Annotated in this window: 25 protein-coding genes; 9 read left to right on the forward strand and 16 right to left on the reverse strand. The window is 41.5% G+C overall.

Annotated elements, in window-relative coordinates:
* Nucleotides 1-2 precede the first annotated feature (2 nt).
* The 7 genes from B9N65_RS02735 to obgE are packed head-to-tail and all read right to left on the reverse strand — an operon-like array spanning nt 3 to nt 5,464.
* Nucleotides 3-863, reverse strand: coding sequence for a ParB/RepB/Spo0J family partition protein (locus B9N65_RS02735; RefSeq protein ID WP_009294347.1), 861 nt, complete (start codon nt 861-863; stop codon nt 3-5).
* 15 nt (nt 864-878) lie between these two features.
* Nucleotides 879-1,661: a ParA family protein gene (locus B9N65_RS02740; RefSeq protein WP_087582696.1), complete on the reverse strand. Its 783-nt coding sequence runs from the start codon at nt 1,659-1,661 to the stop codon at nt 879-881.
* Nucleotides 1,658-2,293, reverse strand: a complete 636-nt coding sequence (locus B9N65_RS02745; protein WP_087582697.1) for a biotin--[acetyl-CoA-carboxylase] ligase — start codon at nt 2,291-2,293, stop codon at nt 1,658-1,660. The genes B9N65_RS02740 and B9N65_RS02745 overlap by 4 nt, the downstream gene beginning before the upstream one ends.
* A gap of 1 nt (nt 2,294) precedes the next feature.
* Nucleotides 2,295-3,083 (reverse strand): bifunctional hydroxymethylpyrimidine kinase/phosphomethylpyrimidine kinase, encoded by a 789-nt coding sequence (gene thiD / locus B9N65_RS02750; protein WP_087582698.1) that lies wholly within the window; start codon nt 3,081-3,083, stop codon nt 2,295-2,297.
* 24 nt (nt 3,084-3,107) lie between these two features.
* Complete coding sequence (gene fmt, locus B9N65_RS02755) at nt 3,108-4,013, reverse strand: methionyl-tRNA formyltransferase (RefSeq protein ID WP_087582699.1); 906 nt, start codon at nt 4,011-4,013, stop codon at nt 3,108-3,110.
* Nucleotides 4,014-4,029: 16 nt separating this feature from the next.
* A complete protein-coding gene (locus B9N65_RS02760; RefSeq protein WP_087582700.1) occupies nt 4,030-4,359 on the reverse strand; it encodes a GDP-mannose dehydrogenase in 330 nt (109 codons plus the stop codon).
* A gap of 46 nt (nt 4,360-4,405) precedes the next feature.
* The gene (gene obgE / locus B9N65_RS02765) at nt 4,406-5,464 is read right to left on the reverse strand and encodes a GTPase ObgE (RefSeq protein ID WP_087582701.1); all 1,059 of its coding nucleotides are present in this window, start codon (nt 5,462-5,464) and stop codon (nt 4,406-4,408) included.
* Between the two features lie 175 nt (nt 5,465-5,639).
* Here obgE and polA point away from each other — a divergent pair, with 175 nt between their 5' ends.
* Complete coding sequence (gene polA / locus B9N65_RS02770) at nt 5,640-8,276, forward strand: DNA polymerase I (RefSeq protein WP_087582702.1); 2,637 nt, start codon at nt 5,640-5,642, stop codon at nt 8,274-8,276.
* Nucleotides 8,277-8,425: 149 nt separating this feature from the next.
* Here polA and ttdB read toward each other — a convergent pair whose 3' ends face one another.
* The 7 genes from ttdB to larA are packed head-to-tail and all read right to left on the reverse strand — an operon-like array spanning nt 8,426 to nt 15,237.
* The gene (ttdB, locus tag B9N65_RS02775) at nt 8,426-9,037 is read right to left on the reverse strand and encodes a L(+)-tartrate dehydratase subunit beta (RefSeq protein ID WP_087582703.1); all 612 of its coding nucleotides are present in this window, start codon (nt 9,035-9,037) and stop codon (nt 8,426-8,428) included.
* A complete protein-coding gene (ttdA, locus tag B9N65_RS02780) occupies nt 9,034-9,933 on the reverse strand; it encodes a L(+)-tartrate dehydratase subunit alpha (protein WP_002942537.1) in 900 nt (299 codons plus the stop codon). The genes ttdB and ttdA overlap by 4 nt, the downstream gene beginning before the upstream one ends.
* Before the next feature lie 11 nt (nt 9,934-9,944).
* Complete coding sequence (locus B9N65_RS02785) at nt 9,945-11,276, reverse strand: DUF2809 domain-containing protein (protein ID WP_257640009.1); 1,332 nt, start codon at nt 11,274-11,276, stop codon at nt 9,945-9,947.
* A gap of 29 nt (nt 11,277-11,305) precedes the next feature.
* On the reverse strand, nt 11,306-12,052 hold the full coding sequence (larB, locus tag B9N65_RS02790) for a nickel pincer cofactor biosynthesis protein LarB (protein WP_087582704.1): 747 nt from the start codon (nt 12,050-12,052) through the stop codon (nt 11,306-11,308).
* Nucleotides 12,049-12,822, reverse strand: coding sequence for an ATP-dependent sacrificial sulfur transferase LarE (gene larE / locus B9N65_RS02795; protein WP_087582705.1), 774 nt, complete (start codon nt 12,820-12,822; stop codon nt 12,049-12,051). The genes larB and larE overlap by 4 nt, the downstream gene beginning before the upstream one ends.
* Nucleotides 12,794-13,984 carry a nickel pincer cofactor biosynthesis protein LarC gene (gene larC / locus B9N65_RS02800; RefSeq protein WP_087582706.1) on the reverse strand — a complete coding sequence of 397 codons (1,191 nt, stop codon included), beginning with the start codon at nt 13,982-13,984 and terminating at the stop codon, nt 12,794-12,796. The genes larE and larC overlap by 29 nt, the downstream gene beginning before the upstream one ends.
* Nucleotides 13,985-13,986: 2 nt before the next feature.
* Complete coding sequence (larA, locus tag B9N65_RS02805) at nt 13,987-15,237, reverse strand: nickel-dependent lactate racemase (protein ID WP_087582707.1); 1,251 nt, start codon at nt 15,235-15,237, stop codon at nt 13,987-13,989.
* Between the two features lie 204 nt (nt 15,238-15,441).
* On the opposite strand from larA, the gene B9N65_RS02810 reads away from it, so the two are divergent.
* The gene (locus tag B9N65_RS02810; protein ID WP_002942580.1) at nt 15,442-17,121 is read left to right on the forward strand and encodes an anaerobic C4-dicarboxylate transporter; all 1,680 of its coding nucleotides are present in this window, start codon (nt 15,442-15,444) and stop codon (nt 17,119-17,121) included.
* Between the two features lie 93 nt (nt 17,122-17,214).
* On the opposite strand, the gene flhB is transcribed toward B9N65_RS02810, so the two are convergent.
* Complete coding sequence (gene flhB, locus B9N65_RS02815; protein WP_002942594.1) at nt 17,215-18,288, reverse strand: flagellar biosynthesis protein FlhB; 1,074 nt, start codon at nt 18,286-18,288, stop codon at nt 17,215-17,217.
* A 144-nt stretch (nt 18,289-18,432) separates the two neighbouring features.
* On the opposite strand from flhB, the gene B9N65_RS02820 reads away from it, so the two are divergent.
* The 3 genes from B9N65_RS02820 to rpmA all read left to right on the forward strand — a co-directional run bounded on the left by B9N65_RS02820 (nt 18,433) and on the right by rpmA (nt 20,086).
* Nucleotides 18,433-19,395: a hypothetical protein gene (locus B9N65_RS02820; RefSeq protein ID WP_087582708.1), complete on the forward strand. Its 963-nt coding sequence runs from the start codon at nt 18,433-18,435 to the stop codon at nt 19,393-19,395.
* 107 nt (nt 19,396-19,502) lie between these two features.
* Complete coding sequence (gene rplU / locus B9N65_RS02825) at nt 19,503-19,817, forward strand: 50S ribosomal protein L21 (RefSeq protein ID WP_002942523.1); 315 nt, start codon at nt 19,503-19,505, stop codon at nt 19,815-19,817.
* Between the two features lie 11 nt (nt 19,818-19,828).
* On the forward strand, nt 19,829-20,086 hold the full coding sequence (rpmA, locus tag B9N65_RS02830; RefSeq protein WP_002942569.1) for a 50S ribosomal protein L27: 258 nt from the start codon (nt 19,829-19,831) through the stop codon (nt 20,084-20,086).
* A gap of 120 nt (nt 20,087-20,206) precedes the next feature.
* Here the strand turns inward: rpmA and uvrA are convergent, their stop codons facing one another.
* Nucleotides 20,207-23,035, reverse strand: coding sequence for an excinuclease ABC subunit UvrA (uvrA, locus tag B9N65_RS02835; protein WP_087582709.1), 2,829 nt, complete (start codon nt 23,033-23,035; stop codon nt 20,207-20,209).
* 172 nt (nt 23,036-23,207) lie between these two features.
* On the opposite strand from uvrA, the gene B9N65_RS02840 reads away from it, so the two are divergent.
* The 4 genes from B9N65_RS02840 to rpmF all read left to right on the forward strand — a co-directional run bounded on the left by B9N65_RS02840 (nt 23,208) and on the right by rpmF (nt 24,540).
* The gene (locus B9N65_RS02840; RefSeq protein WP_002942606.1) at nt 23,208-23,492 is read left to right on the forward strand and encodes an NADH-quinone oxidoreductase subunit I; all 285 of its coding nucleotides are present in this window, start codon (nt 23,208-23,210) and stop codon (nt 23,490-23,492) included.
* A 102-nt stretch (nt 23,493-23,594) separates the two neighbouring features.
* Complete coding sequence (gene ndk / locus B9N65_RS02845) at nt 23,595-24,008, forward strand: nucleoside-diphosphate kinase (RefSeq protein ID WP_002942517.1); 414 nt, start codon at nt 23,595-23,597, stop codon at nt 24,006-24,008.
* Between the two features lie 14 nt (nt 24,009-24,022).
* Nucleotides 24,023-24,382, forward strand: a complete 360-nt coding sequence (locus B9N65_RS02850; RefSeq protein WP_087582710.1) for a hypothetical protein — start codon at nt 24,023-24,025, stop codon at nt 24,380-24,382.
* Nucleotides 24,383-24,393: 11 nt separating this feature from the next.
* Nucleotides 24,394-24,540 (forward strand): 50S ribosomal protein L32, encoded by a 147-nt coding sequence (gene rpmF, locus B9N65_RS02855; RefSeq protein ID WP_002942540.1) that lies wholly within the window; start codon nt 24,394-24,396, stop codon nt 24,538-24,540.
* Nucleotides 24,541-24,543: the final 3 nt, after the last annotated feature.

Consider the following 24,543-nt stretch of genomic DNA (forward strand, 5'->3'; position numbering starts at 1 on the left):
TTCTATTTTAGCTTAGCGATAAATTCTTCTACCTGTGAAATGTCGCTAAATTCTAATATTAAATTTTTAGATTTTACTTTTGTCTTTATCTTTAAATTTTTAAAAATTTCTTGTAAATTTGATAATTTTTTGCTCATTTCCTCTGAAATTTGAGGCTTTGGCTCTTTTACTTCTTCTTTATTTTTTATCTTTTTTACTAAAATTTCTGTATCTCTAACACTTAGTTTTTGCCCGATGATCGTATCTACGACCATTCTTTCTTCTTCGCTGCTAAGTCCTACGATGACTTTAGCGTGGCCTTGCGTGAGCTTGTCTTCTTGTAAAAGTCTTTGTGTGTAGTCGCTAAGCAGCAAAAGTCTCATTGTATTTGTTATCTGAGTTCTGCTCTTGTGGATGATGTTTGCTAGGCCATCTTGTGTGATCTTATACTCGTTTATAAGTTCTTTATATGACTTTGCAAGTTCGATTGGATTTAAATTTTCACGTTGTATGTTTTCGATAAGCGCAAGCTCTCTTAAATTTTGAGACTTGATATCAGCGATGATCGCCTTTATCTTGCTTGCTCCGAGCATCTTTGTAGCGCGGTATCTACGTTCACCAGCTATTAGCATATAACCGTCATCTTTTTTGATGACGATTATTGGTTGTATTAGTCCGTGCCTTTTGATGCTGGCACTTAGCTCTTTTAAAGCCTCTTCGTCAAAATGCGTTCTTGGTTGGTATGGGTTTGGTAAAATTTCATCTATATTTATCTCTTCGACTATCTCAGAGTCGTTTAAATTTGCGATCTCTTTGCTGTAGGCCTGCTCTACATCTTCAAGTATCGCACTAAGTCCGCGCCCTAATCCACCTTTTTTCGCCATTTTTTTCCTTATTTTTTAGTTTAAAATGCAATATGCCAAATTTTGATATGCGATCGAGCCTGGTGATTTTATATCATAAAGTATCACCGGCTTGCCAAAACTTGGGCTTTCAGCAAGTTTTACGTTTCTTGGAACGACCACAAATTCATCCTTGCCGTCCTTGCTCTTAAAGAGCTTATTTTCAAAATGCTGCTTTAAATTTGCAATAGTCTCTTTTGAGAGATTGTTTTGCGAGCTAAACATTGTCGGTAAAAAGCCCTTTATATTTAGCTTTGGATTTATCGTTTTTTTGATGATCTTGACTGTATTTAGTATCTGCGCCAAGCCCTCAAGTGCGTAAAATTCGCACTGGATCGGGATGATCACACTATCGCTTGCACTAAGAGCATTTATCGTGATGCTGCCAAGTGCCGGAGGACTATCGATGATGATAAAATCATAGTCGCCCACAACTTCTGAAATTTTGTTTTTAAGGATTAGTTTATAGTCCTTGCTCTGGTCGTTAAATTCTTGCTCGATGCCGACAAGTCCGATGTTTGACGGAGCTAAAAAAAGCGTTGGGATCTCAGTTTTTAGTACGATTTGTGAGAGCTTTTTTCTATCTGTTAAGACGTGATAGATGTTAAACTCGTAGTCGCTTCTGCTAAAACCAAGTCCGGTCGTCGCATTTGCCTGCGGATCGATGTCTATTAATAATACTTTTTTCTCAGCAACCGCCAGCGATGCGGCTAAATTTACGGCCGTTGTGGTCTTGCCAACGCCGCCTTTTTGGTTAGCTATTGTTATTATCTCGCTCATCTTAAAGAATATACCTTTTCCCCGTTTAATAATATCGCTCCATCCTCGCAAATTTCAGCATCTTGAAGCGAAACAGCTCTATTTGCAATATGCGTAATAAAACTTTTTGACTTGCAAAAGTCTATCCTAAATTTGCTAAAAATTGGCTTCCATAAAATCTTTTTATCAAGCATGCTAACAAAGCCCCAAACTAGCTCATCTACACTAGCTTTGATGTCCAAAATGCCCGCATTTTCGGGCGCGCTAGCTAAATTTATCCCCATGCCACAAATGTAAATTTCATCCACTTTATTTGTCAAAGTGCCACCTATTTTACGCTCGTCCACGTAAAAATCATTTGGCCATTTTAGCCAGCACTTTGAACCAAGTTCGCTCAAGACTTCACGCATCAACATAGAAAAATATATCGAGATCGAGGGCGGAGGTATGTCGTTTGGCAGCTCATCTTCGCTTATGCAAAATGACATAAACAAATTTCCGCCAAACCCCTCCCAGCTGTTGCCACGGCTGCCGACCCCTTTAGTTTGATTGTACGCTACGATCATGTGCGGTGGCTTTATCTCGCCGTTTTTTAGGGCGTCTATCAAAAATTCCTGCGTCGAAGGCAGGCTTTGGATAAACTCAACCTTCAAATCACACCTTAAATTTATAGAAGTGATTTACTGGATTTTGTCCGCCACCGATGATGACCGCGTTTTTGATAGCGTTAAAGATATAATCATGCGCGTTTTTCACGCTCTCTTTTAGACTAAGCCCATTTGCTAAATTTGAAGCGATCGCGCTTGATAGCGAGCAGCCTGAGCCATGTGTCGCAGTCGTTTTTATGCGCTCATCGCTAAAAATTTCATACTCCTTGCCATCATAAAATATATCAAGCGACTTGCCTTCTATCTCGCCACACTTTAGATAGACGCTCTTTGTGCCAAATTTCAAAAGCTCCTTGCAAGCCTCTTTTAGCTCGCCCTCGCCCTTTAGCTCACGCTTTAAAATTTCGCGCGCTTCAAAGATATTTGGCGTGATCACACTCGCAAGTGGGAAAAGCTCCTCCACGATCGCGTCTTTTGCAGCACCCTCTAGCCAGATGTCGCCATTTTTACAGCTCATAACTGGGTCAAGCACGACTGGTGGTAAATTTTTGATCTCTCTTAGCGTTTTTGCGACGCATTTTATGATATCCACGCTTGGGACAACGCCTATTTTTATCACATCAACTCTTATATCATCAAATATCGCTTTTATCTGATCCTCGATGAGTTTAGTATCAACTAACTGCATGCCAAATATACCCTTTGTATTTTGAGCAGTGACCGCTGTGATCGCTCCCATCGCATATACGCCGTGTGCTATAAAGACCTTTATATCAGCTAAAACTCCAGCTCCGCCGCTTGGATCAACCCCTGCTATACTTAACGCATTTTTCATATTTTCTCCTATTAAATTTGATTATTACTCTATCTTGTCGCCAACGCTAAGGCGCTTACCATTTATATATGCTTTTGCGTTTGTTGGCTTTTTACTTGGCTCTTGAAACTCATAAATTTTGACCGCCCCGCCCTTGCAAGCAACCACGACGTGGTCTTTTTCTATGCTTAAAATTTCTCCACTTTTGCCACTTTTTTCACTTAGATCAAGCGATAAAACTTTTAGCCCGTTTGCTAGATAAATCCCCGGCCAAGGTGTGAGAGCACGAAATTTATTATAAATTTGCCTCGCCTCTTCATCAAAGCTAAAAAGCCCGTCGCTCTTGCTTATCTTTTTACAGTGTGAGGCCTTGCTCTCATCTTGCTTTTGTGGCTTTAAATTTTCAAAATTCTTAAGCACTTTTACGATTAGCTCGCCGCCAAGCTCGCCTAGCTCACTAAAAAGCTCGCTTGACATCTTGCTCTCACAAGGTGTGTAGATGAAGTCTAGCATATCGCCAGTGTCAAGCCCAGCGTCCATTAGCATAGCAGTGACCCCAGTTTGCTTTTCGCCTGCTAGGATAGCACTTTGAATGGGGCTAGCACCTCTATATTTTGGCAAGATCGAGGCGTGCAAATTTATACAAGTCGCCACGTCAAGCACGCTCTTAGGCAAAATTTTGCCATAAGCTGCCACTACGATAAATTTAGGCTCAAATGCCTTTAGCTCGGCAACCACCGCCTCATCTTTTAGCGTATTTGGTGTAAAGAGTGGTACGCCTACTAGCTCATTTTGTGCGTAAATTTTGACCTCGCTTGGGGTTAAAATTTGCTTTCTGCCAACTGGCTTATCAGGCTGGGTAAAGACTGCTTTTATATTAAAGCCAGCCTCTTTTAGGTGCCTAAGTATCCTAACCGCATAATCAGGTGTCCCCATAAAAACAACATTCATCACTTTCCTTTAAATTTCAACGACTTTTATTTTGATCTGCGTTTTGCCTGCTTGGCGGCCAAGAGGCGCATGGATATTTTTGCCAACTAATCTTTTGAAAGACTAACCCTCTTAGCTCATCAATGCTAATTTTGCCGTTGTGACTAAGCCTCTTAAATTCCTCACTAGTGCATAGATCTGGTGCTATTTTTAGCGCTGATGGCACCTTACAAGCCGTCCACTCATCTAAATTTAGCATGCCGTCACGATCTATGTCATTAAAATCCAAAAACATATATGCTGGATCGGCCGGCTCGCAGCTATATGCACCAAGACAAAATAGCATAATGCAAAAAATTTTCTTCATTTTATATTCTTAAATTTCTATGCTCAAAGTGCCAAAAATTCGCAACTCAAAGCTCCTTTTTTAGCAGCTCAAGCAGTGCAAATTTAAGCTCATCGATGTTCTCATTTGTCGCTGAAGAGACCCGCAAAACAAAGTATGGTTTTTTGGCGTCAAAGCTGTATAGGTCTTGCTTATAGACAAATTTACCAACTTGATTTGGCTCTAAATTTATGTTTTTCATAAATTCTTTTATATTTTCATCTAAATTTTCAGCCGCATCGACTCTTGTGATAGCGATAGCGTAGTCCCTGCTGGCAAGCACGCTTGAAAATTTAGCGACCTCCTCTTTTAACACGCTAAACTGCTCGCTCATGCTTCTGTAGTTTGCACTATCTATCATGAAAAGTAAAATTTTATTTCTCTCGATGTGTTTTAGAAACTGCACGCCAAGGCCGCGTCCATCACTTGCTCCCTCGATGATACCAGGGATATCAGCCATGACAAAGCCGCTAAACTCATCTACCTCGACAAGTCCAAGCTTTGGCGTAAGCGTGGTAAATTCATAGTTTGCTATCTGTGGTTTGGCATTTGAGACGGCTGAAATTAGGGTTGATTTACCAACATTTGGAAAGCCAACAAGACCCACGTCAGCTATTAGCTTTAGCTCGAGCCTGACCTCTATGCTCTCTTCTGGCATGCCCTTTTGAGCGTACTCTGGGGCTTGGTTGATAGAGTTTTTAAAGTGGAAATTTCCAAGTCCGCCCTTGCCGCCTTTTAAAAATAGCGTCCTTTGCCCCTCTTCTACCATGTCGCAAAGCAGCTCATTGCTCTGTGCGTCATAGACCGCCGTTCCTGGTGGCACGATGAGCTCTAAGCTCTCCCCTTTTTTGCCAGTCATGCGTCTGCTCATGCCAGCCTCGCCGTCGCTCGCTCTCATCGCCCTTTTGCCCTTGTAGTTTGCCAGTGTGTGGGTGTTATTATCGCAGACAAAATAGACATCACCGCCATCACCGCCATCACCGCCGTCTGGGCCGCCTAAAATGACGTGCTTTTCGCGGCGAAAGCTTACTGCACCAGCTCCGCCATGGCCTGAACTTAGGGTTAATTTCACGCTATCTATAAACATTTTTTACCTTAAATTTATCTATTATTTAGTTTGAATTTTAGGCGAGATTATATCTTTTAAATGATTAAAATTTGTTTTGCGTTTAAAATCTCACTTTGCTTTTAGCATCTGATAAATTTATAAAATCAGCCAAATTTTTGCCTAAATTTCATAAAATGGCGCAAAAGGATAGAGAATGAAAACACTTACGATTATTGATACTTTTGGCTTCTTTTTTAGGCTTTACTACGCTATGAGCGGGCTTAAAAACAGAGAGGGCAAACCAAGTGGCATGATAAGTGGCTTTGCAAATTTCATAGCGAGCCTAAAAGATGAGTACCAAAGCGACTACCTCATCTTCGCGCTTGATAGCAAGGGCAAGACCCTGCGCCACGAAATTTTGGGCGAGTACAAGGCAAACAGGAGCGAGCCACCAGCTCAGCTAAAAGAGCAGCTGCCAGTTTGTATAGATATGATAGAAAAAATGGGACTTTACAGCCTTAGTCGCGAGGGCTACGAGGCTGATGATATCATCGCAAGTACGGTTAAAATTTGCAAAGATAAAGATATATTTGTGCGAATAGTCACGCATGATAAGGACCTTTACCAGCTCATAGAGGACGGCAAAGTGAGCATCTACAGCCCACAAAGCAAGATCGACCACGATAGCGCTAGCTGCTTTGAAAAGTACGGCGTCTATCCAGCGCAAGTAAGGGACTTTCTAGCGATCGCAGGAGATAGCTCAGATAATATCCCAGGCGTCAAAGGCATCGGTGCAGTGGGAGCTAAGAAGCTTTTGGCAGAGTATGGCAGCCTAGAGGGAATTTATGAAAATTTAGCCCTTGTTAGAAACGAGCGCACTAAAAATATGCTAGCAGCCGCAAGAGACGAGGCGTTTTTGAGCAAAAAACTAGCCACGCTCTTTGATGACGCCATCACTTCACTTGATCTTGAGCACTCTAAATTTCCAGAGCAAAATCCTTTGATAAACATCTCAGAAATTTTAAAAGAGTACGATCTAAACAGGCTTCTTAAAAGCTTGCAAAAAGAGGAAAATGCTGAATTTAAGCTTGGCTTTAGAGCAAATTTACTACTTGATGAAGCGAGTGTTGAGAAACTGCTTGCCGACATCACCCCAGAGACCATCGTCGCCTTTGACACCGAGACCACGGGCGTTGATAGCAAGAGCGCAAAGATCGTTGGCTTTAGCTTTTGCTTTAACGACGAGGACGCCTACTACGTGCCAGTAGCTCACAACTACCTAGGCGCACCAAAGCAAATCGACCTAAAATTTGCCACTTGGGCGGTAGGGCAAATTTACAAAGGCTGCGTGATCGGACAAAATTTAAAATATGACTTTGAGATCGTTAAAAACAACCTTGGGCTAAACCCGCCTGCAAATTTCAAAGACACGATGATACTTGCGTGGCTTAGCGATCCAAACTCAAGCGTTGGCATGGACGCGCTGGCAAAGAGGCTATATGACTATGACACGATCAAATTTGAAGATGTGGTCAAAAAGGGGCAGACTTTTGGCGATGTGCCGCTAGAAAATGCCGCAAAATACGCGAGTGAGGACGCTTGGATAACGCTTAAATTTTATAAAACCTTTCAAAACACGCTAGATCCAAATTTATTAGCCCTTGCCGATACGCACGAGTTTCCTTTTATCCTCACACTCTTTGACATGGAGCAAAACGGCATCAAGATAAATGAAGCCAAAATGCAAAAGCTCATCCTTGAAAACGACACCAAACTAAAGGCGCTAACAAGTGAAATTTACGAGCTAAGCGGCGAAAATTTTAATATAAACTCAGTAAAACAGCTTGGCGTCATACTTTTTGAACATCTAAAGCTTCCTACCAAAAAGAAGACAAAAACAGGATATAGCACCGATGAGAGCGTGCTAGCTGAGCTCATAGATGCTCATCCGGTGGTGGGGAAAATTTTAGCTTACCGCGAGCTATATAAACTGCAAAGTACCTACTGCGAGCCACTTTTAGCGCTTGCGAAAAAGGACGAGGCCTCTAGAATTTACACGAGCTTTTTGCAAACTGGCACGAGCACTGGCAGACTTTCAAGCAAAAATCCAAATTTACAAAACATCCCAGCTCGTGGCAACCTCGCAAAGGATGTCAGAGAGTGCTTTGAAGCGCGTGAGGGGTATAGCTTCGTGGGGCTTGACTACAGCCAGATCGAGCTTAGGCTGCTCGCTCACTTTAGCTGTGATCCTGCGCTGCTTGAGGCGTTTAAAAATGACGAGGATATCCACGCAAGGACGGCTATTAGCATATTTGGTAGCAGCGACGGGCAAAATAGAGCCGTGGCAAAGAGTATAAATTTTGGCCTAATTTACGGCATGGGCTCAAGCAAACTAGCAAATCAAGTAAATATCACAAGAGCCGAGGCAAAAGAGTATATAGAGCGCTATTTCAAGGCATTTGCGACGATCAAAGAGTTTTTAGAGAGCATAAAAATTTCAGCCAAAAACGACGGCTTTGTGCAAACACTGCTTGGTAGAAAGCGATACTTTGACTTTAAAAGTGCCACGCCTATGCAAATAGCCATGTTTGAGCGCGAGGCGGTAAATACGGTCTTTCAAGGCTCAGCAGCAGATCTAGTTAAGATGGCAATGGTAAAAGTTAGAGCAAATTTAGATGAAAACGCGAGTATGTTGCTTCAGATCCACGACGAGCTGATCTTTGAAGTAAAAGACGAGTTTGCGCAGGAATTTGGCAAGGCGACGCAAAAGACGATGGAGGAAATTTACAAGCTAAATGTGCCACTTAAAACATCGCTAAATATCGCCAAAAACTGGGGCGAGTTAAAATAGAGTAAATTTTGGCTAGAAAGAGCGACAGTAGGTTTTAATACCAAGCACACAGCAAAAACTAGAGAAATTTTAGAAGCTGCGATAAACAATGCGCTTTAAATTAGCCTAAATTTTAAAGCGCATTTATAAGCTATCAAGCCCAAATTTATCTACTTTATAAACCCAACCTGCGGTAAAATTTCAGCTAATGCTTCGTCTTTTTTCTCGTTAAATTTGACCTTATTTTGCTCAAAAAGATTATTTCCGTGCGCATCGATCGAGACTATTAACGGACCAAACTCTTTTACACGGCACTTCCAAAGGGTCTCTGGCATACCAAGCTCCGTCCAGTCGGCACTCTCGATCTCTTCAACCTGCGTTGCGGCCACCACCGCACAACCTGCTGGAAACACACAGTGAATAGCGCCAAACTCCTTGCAACCGCTCATAGTGCCCTCACCCATACCGCCTTTACCGACGATTAGACGAACGCCAGTTTTTGCGATAAATTCTCGTTCAAATTTCTCCATTCTCATGCTAGTCGTAGGCCCAACCGAGACCATCTCAAAGCTTTTTTCGCCTGTTTTTCTGATGATCGGCCCTGCGTGAAGGATCGCGCCGCCTTTGATATCTAGCGGTAGCTCCCTACCCTCCTCCACTACGCGTCTATGCGGCACGTCGCGGCAGGTGACGATGTGTCCAGTTAGATAGATCACGTCGCCGATTTTGATATTTAAAAGATCCTCGGTGCTTATTGGCGTGGTTAAAATTTTCTTACTCATAGCGCGAACTCCTTGTGCGATTTTACGTCGAAATTTAGATCTGCGTCCCAGACGATGTGCCCTTTGCGGTGCGACCAACAGCCCACATTTACGGCGACAGCTATGACGCTTGGGTGGCGAGCGCAGTTTTCTATATGCACGCCCATCACAGAGCTTGCACCACTCATGCCTTGTGGTCCAAGGCCGATTTTATTTATGCCATCTTCTAGCAGTTTTTCGGTTAGTGCAGCGCGTTCGTTTTGATTTTTAGAGCCCAAAGGCCTCATAAGTGCCTTTTTAGATAGCAAAGATGCCACGTCGATCGAAGTGCCAACGCCAACACCCACTAATAGCGGCGGACAGGCGTTTATGCCGTAGCTTGTCATTATATCCATGACAAATTTAACGACACCCTCATAGCCCATGCCAGGCATCAGCACGGTCGCTTTACCAGGCAGGCTACAGCCACCACCTGCCATATAAGTGTGTATCTCGCACTCGCTACTATTTGGCACGATCTCCCAAAACACACTCGGCGTGCCTTTTCCGACGTTTTTGCCGGTGTTATACTCGTCAAATGTCTCGACGCTGTTGTGACGAAGCGGAGCCTCGCGAGTAGCTTGCAGTACCGCCTCTCGTAGCAGCTCTTCAAGCTCGCCGATAAGCGGAAAATTTGCGCCACATCTTACGAAAAACTGGATCACTCCAGTATCCTGACAGGACGGGCGGTTTAGCTCCTTTGCAAGGCGCTGATTTTCAAACATCGTTTTATAGATCTCCTTTGCCAGCGGCTGCGTCTCGCGCTCGCTAAGCTCAAGTAGCTTCGCAGTCACATCATCAGGCAGTACCTTGCCCGTGTAGCCGACAAATTTCGCCATGACCTCAGTCATCTTTTTTATGGATTTTTCTTTATCCATCGCTTCTCCTTTTAAATTTCGTCCTCGAAAAACGGCTCGGGATTTTTAAGCAACCAAAGCACAAATAGATATCTAAACTTACCTACATCTTCAGCATGCCAGCTCTTTCTTAGATCATAAAACATCTCATCAAGCGCGTCGTCATTTAGCTCTTCGAGCCTATTGCCTAGCTTAAAATATTTTTTAATTTCGGCGGCGGCTTTATCTGTATATTCACCATCCCATAAAATCCAACTTCCATATTCCCCGTTGTAGTCCCAGTACCAGTATAAATTAGTAGCCGCATGTATCATTTTATACTGCACGCTATCTTTTTGTCTTAAGAATTTCATCCAAAAATTATAGGTAAATTCGCTGTATTCTTGCGGATCGTATCTTTCCATATCCGTTGGATACTCGGGTACATATAGGTATTCCAACCTTTTGCCAAAGTGACGCCAAATATAAATTTGCGATTTTTCAGGTAGGAGATTGTATATATAATTATACATTATTCCAAAATCGATATTAACGACTTCACCCGCCTGTTTTATATATTCCCGAGAGGCATAGTCCTGCTTGCCTACGATTACTAACTTTTGATGCGGTTTTAAATTTTTATATACATACCGCATAAAATTTCTAAGTGGCGTCTCGCCCTTTTTATTTTTAGCGTTTATGTCGCCGCCTTGCATAATAATCCATTCGATTAAATTTGCGTCCGCATACGCATAGGGCGAGTTTGGACCTTTTTTCTTGATATCTTTGTTTGCATGTAGCATATGCAGTATCGTGTTGCCGTCTTTGTCGGTCGCATTTATATCGTAAATTTCAAATACCGCCTTAATCTTCTCATTGTCGCCGCTTTGCAAAATTTCATTAAAATTTTTGGGTAATCTTTTACGCCTAAAAATTCGTATCTCGTTGTAGATCGCATGCTCACTACCGATGAAATTTTCAGATGCGTAAGCTAAAACGCAGCTTATCGCGTAGCAGATAATGTCCGTCCAATCAAATGTTCCACCAAAAATTATCCATAGTGCGTAATTTTGAACGCCAAAAATTTCAAGTACCTTAAAATATTGTGTGATTTCGATAACTAGCGAGAGAGTAAAGGCCGCAAGCGCTAAAATTTTAGGCGGTAGCCTGAACGCGGCTCGCCCAAATGCATAAAGCATCGCTGCGGCTAGCACATCGCCTAGATAGTAGCGTATGAAGCCGTCTTTGGCGTAAATTGCGATAAAAATTTCAAATGCTAAAATAGCAATACCCATCATCGCCCAGTTCATTCTAGCATCCCAACAATACTCACTTCTAGATGCATCCGTAGGCGAAAGTATTGCTTTTTTCGTATCCTCTCTCAATTTTACCCCTTACAAATTCTATTTAAAATTTAGAGATGATTTATCAGGCTTGCGTTATATGCAGCGCCGAAGCCATTGTCGATATTTACGACACTTATGCCATTTGCACAGCTATTTAGCATGGCTAGCAGTGCTGATAATCCGCCAAAATTTGCCCCATATCCCACGCTAGTAGGCACTGCGATCACTGGAGAGCTTACAAGTCCAGCTAGCACGCTAGCAAGTGCGCCCTCCATGCCAGCAACGGCTATCACAACCTTTGCACCGCGTATCTCATCAAGCTTTGCGACCAGCCTATGTAGCCCTGCCACGCCGACATCGGTAAATTTTCTCACGTCATTGCCTAAGAATTTTGCCGTCTCATAGGCCTCCTCCACGACTGTGCCGTCGGCAGTACCGGCAGATACTATCGCGATGTAGCTTTTTGTTAGTAGTTGCTCTTGAAATTTGACGCTGATCGCCCTGCCACGAGCGTTAAAATTTGCCTGCGGAAAGATCTCACGCATGCGTTTAAAAACGCTCTCATTTGTTCTTGTGATTAAGATATTTTCATTTTTTTCGCCGATCGCACTAGCGATTTGCAAAATTTCATCATCTGTTTTATTTGCCCCGTATATCACCTCACCAGTGCCATTTCGCAAAGCGCGCTGAGTGTCGATCTTGGCACATCCGATGTCGTTAAATGGGTAGTTTTTTAGATACTTTAGCGCATCTTGCTCGCTCATCTTGCCGTTTTTTATACCAGCGATAAATTCTAAAATTTCAGCCTCACTCATGCTAAAACATCCTCTCTAAGCCCCTTTAGATCAAGCGTCACCTCTGCCACGCCAAGTGCAACTAGCTCCTTAACGATAGACTTAAATTTCACGTCGCTAAAAAAGCTTTGCATGCTAGAAAATGGCATTTGCAGCTTCATTTTTCTATCATCAAGCCTTGCTCGCACATTTGCGTAGCCGCTTTTTATCAGTAAATTTTCAGCCGCTTCTACTAAATTTAGCCCATCTACGCTTATCTCTTTTTCATGTGGCAAACGAGTTAGCAAGCATGCATAGCTTGGCTTGTCTGCTGTTGCTAAATTTAGCTCGCGCGAGAGCTCGCGGATCTCAAATTTACGTAAATTTATTAGAGGCGAAAGCACGCCAAGCTCCTCTTTTGCCTTTAAGCCTGGGCGATATTCGCCAAGATCGTCTTTGTTCGTGCCATCAGCCAAATTTGTAAATCCAAGCTCGTTTGCGCGCGCGATAAGTCTTGAAAAAACTGCTTTTTTGCAAAGATAGCAGCGATTTTGCGGATTGAGCTTTATCTCATCGGCGATACCCACCTCAAATATCTCGTGCCTAATACCATAAAATTTAGCAAATTTTGCCGCCTCATCTATCTCGCGCAAAGACATATAGGGCGATTTTACCGTGAGTGCTAGCGCATTCTCACCAAGCACGTCCGCAGCGACATTTAGCAGTAGTGAGCTATCTACGCCACCACTAAATGCAACGGCTAAATTTCCTAGCTTTTTTATATCATTTTTTAGAATTTCTAATTTCGTCATACTTTTTAAAAATTTCTTTTTTTACTTGAAATATCGATGTTTTATGTGCAAGTGCAGCGCTTTTGCACTCGTCAAATTCAGGCTTTGCTTTTTCATCATCGCCTGAAATTTTTAGTCTTATATCGCCAAATTTAGTCTCAACACTTACAAATTTTCGCTTTAGCTCGGTTTTTACGACATCTATCTCACGAACACCAATGGCCGTCGTGTGCGTAAATATAAGCTCTTTTAGCTTTTTTGCATCTTCGCTTCTACACAAGACGTTTAGCTCAAAGCCGATGCGTCCTTTTTTCATATATATAGAGTGGCTAAAGACGTCTAGAGCGCCATTTTCACGTAAAATTTCACATGCAAAGGCAAAGCTTTCTGCGTCCATATCGTCTATGTTTGTAGATATCATTTTTTGCACCAAATTTTGGCTCTCATCTACCTCGCAGATCATCGCACGAAGGACATTTGCAAAATTTGGGGCATTTTTTTCGCCAGCTCCGTAAGCTACTTTTTCTATTTTGAAATTTATCTCACTCACAAACTCATCTGCGCATGCTTTTAGTATCGCAGCACCTGTTGGCGTAGTCATCTCAAAATTTGCTCGCCCAAGACTAACTGGCACATCTTTTAAAATTTCACAAACCGCTGGTGTTGGGACATTAAGATGGCCGTGATCGCACTTTACCACACCGCCACCAAGCTCGATCTTTGAGCTAACGACTTTGGTAATGCCAAAATTTTCTGATAAATACTCAAAGCAGATCGCCGCTCCAACGACATCTACTATGCTATCAATCGCTCCAACCTCGTGAAAATGCACCTTATCGATGCTAACTGCATGCACTTTTGCTTCAGCCTGCGCGATCACGTGAAATATCGCAACGGCCTTTTTCTTGCAAAATTCGCTCAAATTTGAACTAGCTAAAATTTGCTTGATATCAGCATAGCTTCTAGCGTGAGGCTGCGATTTTAGAAGCACGATGCCGATTTTAGTCGCAGCGATGCCGTTTTTTACTACATTTTTTTGCTCTAAGCGAAATTCTCCACTCAAATTTAGCTTCTCTAGCTCAGAGCAAAGATAACCAAAATCTACACCAAGCCCGACAAGAGCGGCTAAATTCATATCGCCGCTGATGCCAGAGCTCGCGTCATAGTATAAAATTTTAGCCAAACTCACACCTTAGGTACGGTCATAGAGCCAAACGGCAAGATGATTATTTTTGCGTCCTTGCCTTTTTGTGCCAGTGCCTCATCTACCGCCTTTTGTAGGTCGTGATACGGCTTTAGATGTACAGCTTTCATCTCATCGTCGCTTAGATCAGTCACAGCCCAAGTCTGCGCCCAAAGCGAAATTTCAGCCATTTTTGCAGCTTTGTGATAGCCAAGCTTAAAGCCAGAATTTATCTTTTCTAGCACTTTTTTTGGCGTATCGGCCGATGCCATAAGTTCAAAGAAAGGTTTTGGACCGATGCCTGTGCGGCATTTTGCGACCATTATTAAAATTCCATCCTTTGCAAGCGCTAGTTTGCCGTTATCTAGGGCCTTTTGCGCCTGATAAAGATCGACATCCATAGGATATGGTGCCACCGAGATCACGATGTCAGCCTTTTGTGGGATATTTACGCAAAATACCTCATCAGCCTTTTTCACGCAGTCATAAAAACTATCGTTCAGATCGCCAGCACTCGCGTAATAGACGCCATGCTCGCTATCAAGCACTGTCTGGATCGAAAAAACATCGATATTTGAAAGAACTTTCATCGCATCGATCATATCTTCATGCACAGGGTTGCCCTCTAGGCGCAGTGCCTGAGCGTCAGCACTAAGTGCTAGCTTGTGGTTTTGCGTGATGCTCTCATACGAAGCAGTGCCTGGTAAAAAAGCCTTTCTACCGCCAGTGTAGCCTGCAAAATAGTGAGGCTCTACTGAACCTATAACGATCACCTTTTTAGCTTCAGCTACGATCTTATTTAGATACATCTGTGTGCCGTTTTTGCTCTCGCCTAAAAAGACCATCTCATCGTGCTTTGAGTCGTGGTCGTGAACCTCGTTTTTAGCTCTGATCTCTGGGTAAATTTCTTTAGAAAATATCATGTTGTATTCATCTAGCGTGCCCTCTCTGTGACAGCCAGTGGCGATGATGAAAATTTTATTTTTATCGCGAAGCTTTGGGTAAATTTGCTTTAAAATTTTAGCAGTTGGCGTAGGTCTTGTGCCGTCATTTACGATGATAACGATCTTTTCATCGCCAGCGATAAACTCATCAAAGCTCTTTTGATTTATCGGATTTGCTAAAGCCTTTGCAATAAGCGCTACTTCGTCAAATTTAGCGACCTTGTTTGGGTCAAAAACACCAAGCAGATTTTTTTCGTCTATTTTTAAATTTATATGGTCATCTTTGCCATAAGCGATAGGGATTTGCATGCTTCTCTCCTTAAATTTAACTATTAGTTATTTGCTTTTAGGATTTTATCTCAATCTTTCTTTTAAATATATTTATTTTTCCACAAAAATATAGATAAGATAACAAGAATTAAATGTAATATTAAATTCTACATATCTTTTTTAATTAGTATTTAATTTTAATATTTATATACTATTTACGTAATTTTCGAAAAGGGAGAAATCATGGAATTTCTTACAAGTTTGTCTGAGAGTACGCAGTTTTTCTTACAATTAATCGTCGTGCTCGGCTGTTTGTTCTACGGAGCAAAAAAAGGTGGTATGGCACTTGGTGTCCTTGGGGGCATCGGTCTTGTTATTTTGGTATTTGCATTTGATTTAAAACCAGGTAAGCCTGCTATTGATGTTATATTAACTATTCTAGCAGTTGTTGTAGCAAGTGCTACACTTCAAGCAGCTGGTGGTCTTGATGTTATGCTTCAGATCGCTGAAAGAGCGCTTAGAAAACATCCGAAAACAGTTTGTTATCTTGCGCCTATTTGTGGCTGGACACTGACAGTGCTTTGCGGTACAGGTCACACAGTTTATACACTTTTACCGATCATCTATGACGTATCAATGAAAAGTGGTATCCGTCCAGAACGTCCAATGGCAGCTACTACGATCTCATCTCAGCTTGCCATCATCGCAAGCCCAGTTTCAGTTGCTGGTGTGTCTATGGTTGCTGTTCTTCTTGGTACTGGCACAGTTCATATTGAGGGCTTTACAAGCTATGTTGATCTATTAAAAGTTACCATTCCTTCTACATTTTTGGGCGTGCTTTGTATAGGAACTTACTCAGTATTTAGAGGTAAAGATCTTGATAAAGATCCAGAATTCCAAGCAAAAATAGCTGATCCAGAGCAAAGAAAATATATATATGGTTCTGATGAGGCACATTCATTGATCGGTGTGCATTTGCCAAAAAAACAATGGAATGTTATGTGGATATTCCTTGCTACAATCGCTGTTGTTGCGGTTTTAGGTTATTATAAACAACTTCGCCCAAGCTGGACAAGCAATGTTCCTGGTAAATCAATAGAAATAATCGTAGATAAAAAAACAGTTAAAAACATCACTGTTAAAGACGGACAAGTTGTTTCTATGGTTGGAGATAGCAAGATCGTCTCAAACGTAAAAGACAATAAAGTAAAAGATGCTACTAAATTTACAAGCGTTCAAGTGCTAGATAAAGACAACAAGGTAACACAAAGCATTGTTTCAAACGGCGCTGATGTTGTTATCACTGCAGGAGATAAAAGCGAAACTATCGCAAACGCTAACATAGTAGTAAAAGATACTATGAAAAAGACTGCGCCACTTGGCATGGTTGATACGATCCAAATTTTCATGCTTTTAGCAGCATCTATCATGATGATCTACTCAGGCATTAAAGCAGCCAAGATCGGTCAAAATGAAATTTTCCACAGCGGCATGGTTGCACTTGTTGCGATTTACGGCATTAGCTGGATGGCTGAGACAATGTTCAACTCACACATTGATATGCTTAAAGGCTCACTTGGCGAGGTTATGAAAGCATATCCTTGGATGTATATCATAGTTGGTATGCTTATATCAAAATTCCTAAACTCTCAAGCTGCTGCAGCTGCGACTTTCGTGCCACTCGCTGTTCAAATAGGCGTTCACCCAGGCGTTATTGTCGCGTTTGCTACTGCTTGCTATGGATACTTCATCCTTCCAACATATCCAAGCGACCTTGCAGCCGTGCAATTTGACCGCTCAGGCACAACACATATTGGTAAATATGTAATTAATCACAGTTTTATCATACCTGGTTTCATAGGTGTATTTAGCTCTTGTGCTGTTGGCTGGGTGCTAGCAAATATCTACGGATATCTTAACTAAAATTTTATTTCAGACAAGCTGTTTTAAAGGCAGCTTGTCTTTTTTGCTTGCAAAATTTACTACCACTTTTATAAAAATTTTGACTTAATGCTCTCAAAGTTTATCTTGAAATTTCTGCTTATTACTCATATAAACAAAGCTTAGCACTTCAGCCACAGCCCTAAAAAGGTGTGCTGGTATCGTATCATCAACCTCACAAACCCTATAAAGCTCCCTTGCAAGAGGTGGATTTTCATAAATTTGCACTCCATTTTCAACCGCTACCTTTTTTATCTGAAGCGCTAAGAAATCAACCCCTTTAGCAAGTATTATCGGTGCCTCGTCGCGGCTTTTGTCGTATCTGATCGCCACGGCGTAGTGAGTCGGGTTTGTGATGACGACGTCAGCTTGTGGGATGTTTTGCATCATACGCCGCTTGGCTGCACGCATTTGCGCTTGGCGGATCCTGCCCTTAACCTGCGGATCACCCTCCATCTGCTTGTACTCGTCCTTGATCTCTTGCTTGCTCATGCGAAGGTCTTTAAAATACTGAAAACGCACGATGAGCAGGTCAGCAAGACCGATCACAAAAAGTATAAAAAGCATGACGCTAACTAGGATGATGAGCTTCTCTTTTAGCCACGCAAGCTGGTCAAACATAGAGAAAAAGAGCGTGTGCGGAAGCTCTTTTATAAACTGCAAGAAAAAGTAAAATCCAACTCCAAAGACGATGCTTACTTTAACGACGATCTTGACGCTCTCGATCGCCTTTTTCATAGAAAATAAATTTTTTAGCCCTTTTAGTGGATTTATCTTGCCAAAATTTGGCGTTATGGGCTTTGTGGTAAATATAAAACCAAACTGCATTACATTTGCGATTATGCCGGCAACCGCGACGCAGATGCAAACTGGCAGGATCATCAAAAGCGCCCTGCCAAAGGTATTTACAACGATCATTTTTACCGTTGGCAAAGTCAGTGGCTGACCGATAAATTTAGAGTAGTAGATGTAAAGCGAGATGACCTGATCTTTCATGAAATTTAGCATCGCAAGCAGCACGCCAATAGCAATAACTAGGGTCACAAAGCCTGATAGGTCCTGACTTTTGGGGACGTTGCCGTCCTTTTTGGCGTCTTCTATCTTTTTGGGGGTCGCTTCTTCGGTTTTTTCCTGATCTTCGCCTGCCATCTTTGTCCTAAGCTCGCTTAAATTTGGGCGATTATAGCCAAAATGCGGTTAAACTATCCGCTAAATTCAAATTTTGCAATTCAAAAAAACTAAGCCATTTTAGGCGTTTTTGGCTAAAATTAGCAAAAATAAGGAGTATGCAAAATGTCATTTTTAGAAGGCTTATTTAACATTTTTAGAGCCAAAAAACCACCAAAAAGCGACGAAGAGCTACTTTTAGACGAGTATGCAAGCATTTACGCCGAGATAAAAGAGAAAAATTTAAACGAATACGACTTTTCATGTGAGCTCATACGATTACTCTCTTTTTCAAGAGCTAGACGCTACGACTTTTGCCTTGAAAAGTGCCTAGCTGATGGCGACGCCGAGGCACTAAATGATCTCATTTTTCAATACGCTAAGCTAAATTTACTCCCAGGATGCAGCGGTGGATATGACCAGTGCGAGAAGCTTATACCGGCATTTTTTGCTATCGCTTGTGGCGACACAGATAGTATGGCAAGCATCTTTCCAAAAGGTCTGCCACCTAGTAAAAACGGCTATAAATTTCTATGCGTTATGCATGATCTGCTCACGGCGATGCTTTGGCAAGATGAAAATTTACTCGCCCCTGCCCTAGAAAAAGCTCGCACTTTTGCAGAGTCCAAAAAGCCAGCAAATGAAAGAGAAGCGGTTAAATTTGTGCTTGCCTTGCATGAAAAAAATACGGCTGCTATGAGTGAGCATTTGCAGAAATTTTGCTCCACTTTTGGCAGGACAGATGCACCTAAATTTGAAAAACGCCTCTACATCTTTGCGCACGGACTTCACGCCTTGGCGCGCTACTTTTTGCCATTTGAGCTTTTTAAAGAGATAAAACTACCAAAAAATGAAAATTTCAGTAAATTTTACGCAAAGAGGCTCTTTCAAAATGAAATTCCTAAGCCAAAACTCTATTTTACTTTTCCGCCTGAGCTTGAACTAATAAATGTGATCTTAAGCGCACCAGTAGCTAAAACGCTAGTATATCAGCCACATTTACCAAGTGATAAAACATTTTTCTTAGATCACACATCTATGATAAGAAATTTAGCCGATGAGATCATAAGATCAGGGGCATTAAAGTAGAATTTATAAACTTTTGGCTAATATTCACACCTTACAACCAACAAAGCTCCATAAATCTTTTGCAAAAAAGTGCTTTTTGGTCTTACCAAATTTTAGAAAGGTAGAGTATGTCAAAATACGCTATATTTAAGCATGGCGGTAAGCAATATCGTGTTAGCGAGGGCGAGTTCCTTAAGCTAGATCACTTTAGCGCTGAAGCTAAATCAACCGTTGAGATTACAGAAGTTCTAGCTGTAAACGACGGCGAAGTAAAGGTAGGTGCGCCATTTGTTAAGGGTGCAAAAGTTGTTCTTGAGGTCGTTAATGAAGGCAAAGACAAAAAAGTAGTTATCTACAAAAAACGCAGACGTAAAGACTCAAAACTAAAACGCGGCTTTAGAAGACAATTTACACGTGTAAAAGTCGTAAGTATCGCAGCTTAAGGAGATAAGATATGGCACACAAAAAAGGTCAAGGTTCAACCCAGAATAACCGTGATAGTATCGGACGCCGATTAGGTGTTAAGAAATTTGGTGGCGAGTTCGTTCGTGCTGGAAATATAATCATCCGCCAAAGAGGAACAGCAACTCACGCTGGAAATAACGTAGGTCTTGGCAAAGATCACACAATTTTTGCATTAGTCGATGGCTTTGTAAAATTTGAAAGACTTGATAAAAACAGAAAAAAAGTATCTGTTTATCCAGCTGCATAATCCTAGGGGCATTTGCCCCTTTTTCTTTTAAATCCATTTAGAATTTAACAAATTTAACTTATCTTACATACTTATATATAGCTTGGCATTTTAGACAAACACCAAACTACTAAATTTATTTTATTTCGCTTTTAACAAAGCAAGCTCTTGCGCTAGAAATTCCCCTGTGTAGCTGCCAGTTTTTTTGTAGTTTTTAGCTACATCTTTAACGCTGCCACAAGCTATCACTTTACCGCCTTTTGCGCCGCCTTCTGGCCCCATATCTACGATATAGTCGCAGTTTTTGATAACGTCCATATTATGCTCGATCACAAAGACTGAATTTCCAAGATCGACTAGGTGATTTAGCACCTTTACTAGCCTATCTACATCGGCAAAATGAAGTCCCGTCGTTGGCTCATCAAGGATGTAAAGCGTATTTCCAGTGTCGCTTCTACTAAGCTCTTTTGCTAGCTTTACGCGCTGCGCCTCGCCGCCACTAAGTGTGACTGCGTTTTGACCAAGCGTGATATAGCCAAGCCCCACGTCTTGTAGCGTGGTGAGCTTTGAAGCGATCTTTGGCACAGCCTTAAAAAACTCAACCGCCTCATCTATGCTCATATTTAGCACCTCGGCGATGTTTTTGCCTTTATATAAAATTTCCAAGGTCTGAGCGTTATATCTAGCGCCATTACAAACGTCACAAACCACGTTTATATCAGGTAAAAAGTGCATCTCGATCGTGATCTCACCCTCGCCTTGACACTTCTCGCAGCGCCCACCTTTGACGTTGAAGCTAAAGCGCCCTATTTTATAGCCTCTAAGCTTGGCCTCTTTAGTCTGCGCAAACAAATTTCTTATCTCATCCATCACGCCAGTGTATGTCGCTGGATTTGAGCGTGGGGTGCGGCCGATCGGGCTTTGATCGAGGTATATGACCTTGTCTAAATTCTCAAGTCCGCTTAAATTTACCCCAGCTATTTTTTTCACTTTTTTGGCTCTATTTAGCTGCTCTTGCGCCTCTGGGAGCAAGGTCTGAAGCACTAGCGAGCTCTTGCCAGATCCTGAAACGCCAGTGATGCCAACAAGGTTTCTAAGTGGAAATTTAGCGGTTAAATTTGAGATGTTGTTGATATTTACATTTGAAATTTCAAGCCACTTCTCAGCTTTTCTATTTTTTTGATAGTCGATCTTTTTCTTGCCATTTATGTATTGTGCAGTCTGGGTGTTTGAGTTTAAAAGCTCTTTTGCCGTGCCTGCAAAGACCACGCTACCACCAAATTTACCAGCTCCAGGTCCGATATCTACGATATAGTCAGCCTCCTCTATTGTCTTTTTATCATGCTCGACAACGATTACAGAGTTGCCTTTGGCTTGCAAATTTCTAAGCGTCTTTATGAGTTTTAACGTATCACGCTCGTGCAGGCCGATACTTGGCTCATCAAGCACGTACATGACGCCACTTAGCCCGCTTCCTATCTGACTTGCGATCCTGATGCGCTGTGCCTCGCCGCCGCTGATCGTCCTAGCATCGCGCCCGAGTGACAAGTAGCCAAGTCCCACGTCATACAAAAAGAAAAGCCTCTCGTTGATCTCTTTTAAGATAGGCTTTGCAATCGCCTTGTCATAGTCGCTAAGATAGGCAAAATTTTTCTCATTTGAGAAAAATGCGGTGCAGTTTTCTATACTCATATCTAAAATTTCACCAAGCCCAAGGCCAGCGACCTTGACCGCTAAACTTTGAGGCTTTAGCCTATGTCCGTTACAAGCGTCACAAATTTTCTCACTCATATACTCGTCAAAGTCCTTATAATCCTTCAAAAGCCCGTGTGAAATTTTGACCACACCATCAAATTTTCTAAGTAGCTTGTTTCGCTTCCAAAAGAACTCAACATCCTTGACGTTGCCATATAAAACGAGCCTCTTTTCATCTTCACTAAGCTCGTAATAGGGCTTTTTAATGTCAATGCCGTTTTGCTCACAAAAGGCAAGTAAAAATTTATAGTAATAGCTCATATTGTAGCCGTAAAGTAGCTTGATAGCGCCATTTTCTATCGACTTTTCCTCGTCGATGATCTTGCTCATATCTAGGCTATATCTTATACCAAGTCCGTCGCAGTGCTCGCAAGCGCCCTTTGGCGAGTTAAAGCTAAAGCTTAGTGGCTCAAGCGGCGTAAATGAAATTTTGCAGTCAAAACAAGCCATGTGCTCGCTGTAATGTATAAAACTCTCCTTTAAGCCCAGCTCGTTAGCATTTGCGATCTCTATCTCGACCTCGCCAAAGCTCTCGTTTAGCGCCTTTTCAACGTCGCTTGCAAGGCGTTCGTGATTTTGCTCGTCGATGGCGATCCTATCAACGATAACCTTTATCGTGTGTTTTTTCGTTTTTGCAAGCTCGATCTCCTCATCAAGCCTCACCACCACGCCATCTATCTGTGCTCTAACAAAGCCTTTTTGGCGTAAATTTTCTATCAGATCCGCCCATGTGCCCTTTTTCTCACGAACTAGCGGCGCATAGATGATCACTTTTGCGCCAAGTGGGAACTTTGAAATTTCATTTATGATGTCGCTCGCACTCATTTTTGAGATAGGTTTGCCGCATTTATGGCAGTGCTGCACGCCAACCCTTGCGTATAAAAGCCTTAGATAATCATAAATTTCAGTGATCGTGCCAACCGTTGAGCGAGGATTTTTTGAAGTTGTCTTTTGATCGATCGCGATTGCAGGCGTTAAACCCTCGATCTTATCAACATCAGGCTTACCCACACGGTCTAAAAACTGCCTAGCGTAGCTACTAAGGCTCTCCATATACCTGCGCTGTCCCTCAGCATAGAGCGTATCAAAGGCTAGCGTGCTCTTACCACTGCCGCTAAGACCAGTAAAAACTACTAATTTATTTTTAGGAATTTCAAGGTTTAAATTTTTAAGATTGTGCTCGCGAGCGCCAGTTATTTTTATAGTATCATTCATTAAATTTATCGACCTTTTTAAAATTTTAATCTGTAAATTTAGTCTAAAAGTGATAAAAACTTTATAAAGTAGTTTATAGAAATTAAGCGTGCTATGAAAATTTAAGAGTATATTTATATCATTTTCAGTTTTTTTTGATATTCTACGCCAAAATTTTATTTAAGGAGAAAAAATGTCTGTAAAAATAACCGATATATGCATAAGCTGTGGTTCATGCATCGATGAGTGCCCAGTTTCAGCTATTGTTGATGATAGCGACAACCCAACTGGAGCAGATACATACTATGTTTATTCAAACAAATGCGTTGAGTGCGTAGGCTACAACGACGAGCCAGCCTGTGCATCTGCCTGTCCAACTGATGGTTGCATCGTTTGGGATGCCGTAGTAGCAGGACAACCTTCACGTGATCAAATCGGTGCTGACGCTCGCACTGGCAGCACTCCAGTTATCCAATAAATTTACAAAATTTAGGCTCAAATTTGAGCCTATTTTATTTTTAAGCTTTATTTGATATAATTGCCAACTTCATTTAAATAACCTAAATTTTAAGGAAAATTTATGCAAAGAACACTTTCTATTATTAAGCCTGACGCTGTTAAGAAAAATGTTGTTGGAAAGATTATAGATAGATTTGAAAGCAATGGCTTAAGAATCGCAGCTGCAAAGAAAATCAAACTTAGCAAATGCGATGCAAAAGCATTTTATGCAGTTCATAAAGACAGACCTTTCTTCAACGATCTAGTTGATTTTATGGTAAGCGGACCAGTTGTAGTTATGGTTTTAGAGGGCGAAAATGCAGTTGCTAAAAACCGCGAGCTAATGGGTGCAACTAACCCAAAAGAAGCAGCTCCTGGCACTATTAGAGCTGATTTTGCTGATAGCATTGATGCAAACGCAGTTCACGGAAGCGACAGCCTAGAAAACGCTGTAAATGAGATAAATTTCTTCTTTGCTTCAAGAGAAATTTGCTAATTTTGGACTAAAATTTGATTATTCCGTTTTCTAAAATAGCAAACAAAGAGATAAACTTTGAGCTAGTAAGAAACAATGATCTGTTTTTTAGTGGAATTTTAAAAAGAAAAGACCCTTTTTTGGTAAAATGCCAAGGCACTATAAAGGGTGAGATAAAATATATTTGTGATCGATGTGGTGATGAATTTATGTTGCCTATCGATCAAGACGTAGAGCTAAATTTAAGTGATGGTGTCTATAAAGACAGAGAAAATGAGCTTAGCGATACGGTTGAATTTTTTGATGGCAATATTGATTTAAAAGAAGTTTTTGAAAGCGAGCTAGAAGCTTTTAAGAGCGATTATTTTTATTGTGAAAAATGTAAAAATTTATAAAGGAGAGTAAAATGGCAGTACCAAAGCGAAGAGTGAGTCATTCTCGTGCAGCAAAACGTAGAACACATTACAAAGTTACACTTCCAGTGCCTGTAAAAGACAAAGATGGTTCTTGGAAAATGCCTCACCGCATAAACAAAACAACAGGTGAATACTAAAAT

Source organism: Campylobacter concisus, from assembly GCF_002165815.1.
In the GTDB taxonomy this organism is placed as follows: domain Bacteria; phylum Campylobacterota; class Campylobacteria; order Campylobacterales; family Campylobacteraceae; genus Campylobacter_A; species Campylobacter_A concisus_BH.

Excerpts from the sequence above, each read along its gene's own strand:
- B9N65_RS02735 (WP_009294347.1), bottom strand. The coding sequence starts at position 863 with ATGGCGAAAAAAGGTGGATTAGGGCGCGGACTTAGTGCGATACTTGAA.
- B9N65_RS02740 (WP_087582696.1), bottom strand. The coding sequence starts at position 1,661 with ATGAGCGAGATAATAACAATAGCTAACCAAAAAGGCGGCGTTGGCAAG.
- thiD (WP_087582698.1), bottom strand. The coding sequence starts at position 3,083 with ATGAAAAATGCGTTAAGTATAGCAGGGGTTGATCCAAGCGGCGGAGCT.
- fmt (WP_087582699.1), bottom strand. The coding sequence starts at position 4,013 with ATGAATGTTGTTTTTATGGGGACACCTGATTATGCGGTTAGGATACTT.
- B9N65_RS02760 (WP_087582700.1), bottom strand. The coding sequence starts at position 4,359 with ATGAAGAAAATTTTTTGCATTATGCTATTTTGTCTTGGTGCATATAGC.
- obgE (WP_087582701.1), bottom strand. The coding sequence starts at position 5,464 with ATGTTTATAGATAGCGTGAAATTAACCCTAAGTTCAGGCCATGGCGGA.
- polA (WP_087582702.1), top strand. The coding sequence starts at position 5,640 with ATGAAAACACTTACGATTATTGATACTTTTGGCTTCTTTTTTAGGCTT.
- ttdB (WP_087582703.1), bottom strand. The coding sequence starts at position 9,037 with ATGAGTAAGAAAATTTTAACCACGCCAATAAGCACCGAGGATCTTTTA.
- ttdA (WP_002942537.1), bottom strand. The coding sequence starts at position 9,933 with ATGGATAAAGAAAAATCCATAAAAAAGATGACTGAGGTCATGGCGAAA.
- larB (WP_087582704.1), bottom strand. The coding sequence starts at position 12,052 with ATGAGTGAGGCTGAAATTTTAGAATTTATCGCTGGTATAAAAAACGGC.
- larE (WP_087582705.1), bottom strand. The coding sequence starts at position 12,822 with ATGACGAAATTAGAAATTCTAAAAAATGATATAAAAAAGCTAGGAAAT.
- larA (WP_087582707.1), bottom strand. The coding sequence starts at position 15,237 with ATGCAAATCCCTATCGCTTATGGCAAAGATGACCATATAAATTTAAAA.
- B9N65_RS02810 (WP_002942580.1), top strand. The coding sequence starts at position 15,442 with ATGGAATTTCTTACAAGTTTGTCTGAGAGTACGCAGTTTTTCTTACAA.
- flhB (WP_002942594.1), bottom strand. The coding sequence starts at position 18,288 with ATGGCAGGCGAAGATCAGGAAAAAACCGAAGAAGCGACCCCCAAAAAG.
- B9N65_RS02820 (WP_087582708.1), top strand. The coding sequence starts at position 18,433 with ATGTCATTTTTAGAAGGCTTATTTAACATTTTTAGAGCCAAAAAACCA.
- rplU (WP_002942523.1), top strand. The coding sequence starts at position 19,503 with ATGTCAAAATACGCTATATTTAAGCATGGCGGTAAGCAATATCGTGTT.
- rpmA (WP_002942569.1), top strand. The coding sequence starts at position 19,829 with ATGGCACACAAAAAAGGTCAAGGTTCAACCCAGAATAACCGTGATAGT.
- uvrA (WP_087582709.1), bottom strand. The coding sequence starts at position 23,035 with ATGAATGATACTATAAAAATAACTGGCGCTCGCGAGCACAATCTTAAA.
- B9N65_RS02840 (WP_002942606.1), top strand. The coding sequence starts at position 23,208 with ATGTCTGTAAAAATAACCGATATATGCATAAGCTGTGGTTCATGCATC.
- ndk (WP_002942517.1), top strand. The coding sequence starts at position 23,595 with ATGCAAAGAACACTTTCTATTATTAAGCCTGACGCTGTTAAGAAAAAT.
- rpmF (WP_002942540.1), top strand. The coding sequence starts at position 24,394 with ATGGCAGTACCAAAGCGAAGAGTGAGTCATTCTCGTGCAGCAAAACGT.